Raw genomic sequence first — 3,103 nt, forward strand, 5'->3', positions numbered from 1 at the left:
CGTCGCGGAGGATGACGACGGCGTCCCGGACCCCCGGATGCCCCGCCAACACCGCCCCGATCTCCCCCAACTCCACCCGATAACCACGAATCTTCACCTGATCATCAGCACGACCCAAAAACTCCAACCCACCATCAGCCCGCCACCGCGCCACATCCCCCGACCGATACAACCGACCCGAACCACCAAACGGATCCGGCACAAACCGCTCCGCCGTCAACCCCGCACGATTCAAATAACCCCGAGCAACCCCCGCACCACCAACAAAAATCTCACCCGGAACCCCCACCGGCACCGGATGCCCCCAACCATCCAACAAATAAACAGCCAAATCATCCAACGGCACACCCACACGATTCGGCGCACCAGAAACAAAATCCTCCGCCGACAACTCGTAAAACGTCGAATGAACCGTCGTCTCAGTAATCCCATACATATTCACCAAACGAGGCCGACCAAGCCCGAACCGCTCCACCCACGGAACCAGCTCACCAACCTCCAACCGCTCACCCGCAAACACCACCACCCGCAGACACAACCCATCCAAACGCCGATCACCATCAGCCGCCAACCCCACCAACGACCGAAACGCCGACGGCGTCTGATTCAACACCGTCACCCGATGCTCAACCAACAAATCAACAAACTCATCAGGAGAACGCGCCACCGAACCCGGCACCACCACCAACCGGCCCCCATGCAACAACGCACCCCACAACTCCCACACCGACACATCAAACGCATACGAATGAAACAACGGCCACACATCATCAGCCGAAAACCCGTAATACCTGTCCGCCACCGACAACAACCGCACCACATTCGCGTGCGACAGACACACACCCTTCGGCCGACCCGTCGAACCAGACGTATAAATCACATAAATCAAATCACCAGACCCACCCGCAACCACCGGATTCGACACCGGCAACCCAGCCAACACCGACACATCCCGATCCACCACCAACGACGGACCCGACCACACCGAACCCAACACCGACACCAACAACGACGACGTCACCACCACCGACACCGACGCATCAGCCACCATGAAACCCAAACGCTCCACAGGCTGCGCCGGATCCAACGGCAAATAACCCGCCCCCGACTTCAACACACCCAACAACACCGGAACCAGATCAACACCACGCTCCAAACACACCCCCACCACAGACTCCGGCCCCACACCCACACCACGCAACCAATGAGCAACCCGATTCGCCCGCTCATTCACCTCCCCATACGACAACTCCACACCACCACACACCACCGCCACCGCACCCGGCGACCGCACCACCTGCGCCTCAAACAACTCATGCACCCGCGCCGTCACCGGTTCGCCCGGCGCGACGGCCGGGGCCAGCACCAGGGCCCGCTCCTCCGGGGGCAGGCAGGTGGCCACGGCGTCGCCGTCGACGTCGGCGGCCATCGCCGCCAGCACCGCCCGGTACATCGCGGCCAGCCGCTCGGCGTGCTCGGGGCTGATCACCCGGGTGTCCACCGCGAGGCCGACGTGTCCCACCCGGACCGACACCGCGAGCGGGAACTCGGTCGGGCTGTCGTCGATGCTGGCCAGGTAGTCGACGAGTTCCCGGTCGACCTGGTCGAAGTCGAGGTAGATGAACATGGTGTCGAGCAGCCGGTCGCCGTCGCCGAGGTCCTGCTGGATCGCCGGCATCGGGTACTGCCGGTGCCGCCACATCTCGGTCTCCCGGGCGAACACGTCGGCGACCAGGCGGCGCCAGGTACGGGCGCCCCGGTCGAAGCCGATCGGCAGGGTGTTCAGGTACATGCCGTAGACCCGGTCCGCGCCGGTGACCTCGGGCCGGCCGTGCAGCACCACCCCGCTGAAGAAGCCCTCCGCGTCGGTGAGCTGGCTGAGCACCTTGAGGTGGGCGGCGAGCAGCACGCTCTTCAGCGAGGCCCGCGCCGCACTGGCGAGCGCACGGAGGTTGTCCTCCAGATCGTGGAACGGCACGGCGGTGTGGTGCACGGCCCGCGGGCCGCCCGGCTCGGCTCCCCACCCCTCGGGCAAGGTGAACTTCGCCCGGCCGGCCACCATGCCGCGCCAGAAGTCCCGGTCCTCGGTCGAGGCGAGCGAGCGCAGCTCGGCGGCGATGAAGTCGGCGTAGCGCAGGTCGGGCAGCTCGACCGGCGCCGGCCGGCGCCCCTGCCGCAACGCCCGGTACGTGTCGAGCAGCTCCATCAGCAGCGAGTGGTGGCTCCAGCCCTCGATGATCGGGTGGCACTCGGTGACCGTCAGCCACCAGGTCTTGTCGTCGACCACGTGCGCGTACAGCCGCAGCAGCGGGGCCCGACCGAGGTCGAAGAGGAGGGCCCGCTCCCGCGCGGTGAACTCGCGAAGGGCCGCCTCCACCGCCACCTCGTCCAGCCCGCGCAGCTCCCGTACGCCGAACGGCATCTCGGCCGCCGCGTGCACCACCTGCATCGGCACCGCGTACGTCGCCAGGTCGATGGAGGTCCGCAGCACCTCGTGCCGGGCGACGGTCGCCTCGATCGCCTGACGCAGTTCGGCGGCGGAGAAGGGCCGTTCGTCGCGGATCCGGAACGAGGTCACGTTGTGGTACGCGTGGGTCTCGCTGTCGGCCAGCATCTCCACGACCATGCCGGCCTGGACCCGGGAGAGCGGGTACGCGTCGACGGCGTCCGTCGGCAGCTTCGCCCGGTCGGTGGCGGAGATCAGCTCGAACGGGGCCACCCGGGTCTCCGCCCGTGCGGCCGGGGCGTCCCGCCCGACGAGCACCTCGGTCAGCTCGCCGACCGACCGGTACGCGAAGACGTCCCGGACGGTCGCGTCGTAGCCGGCCTCGCGCAGGGCGCCGACCAGGGCGACGGCCCGGATCGAGTGGCCGCCGAGGTCGAAGAAGCTGTCGTGCACCCCGACCCGCTCGACCCCGAGCACCTCCCGCCAGATCGCCGCGACCCGCTCCTCCACCTCGTCACGCGGCGCCACGTAGACCTCGCCGGTCGGCAGGGCGTCCTGGTCCGGCGCCGGCAGCGCCCGCTTGTCCAACTTGCCGTTCACCGTCAGCGGGAACCGGTCCAGCACGACGAACGCCGACGGGACCATGTACTCGGGCAG

General features: G+C 67.4%; 1 protein-coding gene and 1 pseudogene. Both read right to left on the reverse strand.

The genetic code is table 11. The features are described 5' to 3' along the window. The coding region (locus V1633_RS36840; protein ID WP_331218822.1) for a non-ribosomal peptide synthetase at positions 1-2,719 on the reverse strand (2,719 nt) is incomplete at its 3' end. Between the two features lie 54 nt (positions 2,720-2,773). Then, a pseudogene (locus V1633_RS37130) lies at positions 2,774-3,091 on the reverse strand (phosphopantetheine-binding protein); the annotation flags it as partial. Between the last annotated feature and the right edge of the window lie 12 nt (positions 3,092-3,103).

It is taken from the genome of Plantactinospora sonchi (assembly GCF_036422035.1).
In the GTDB taxonomy this organism is placed as follows: Bacteria; Actinomycetota; Actinomycetes; order Mycobacteriales; family Micromonosporaceae; genus Plantactinospora; species Plantactinospora sonchi.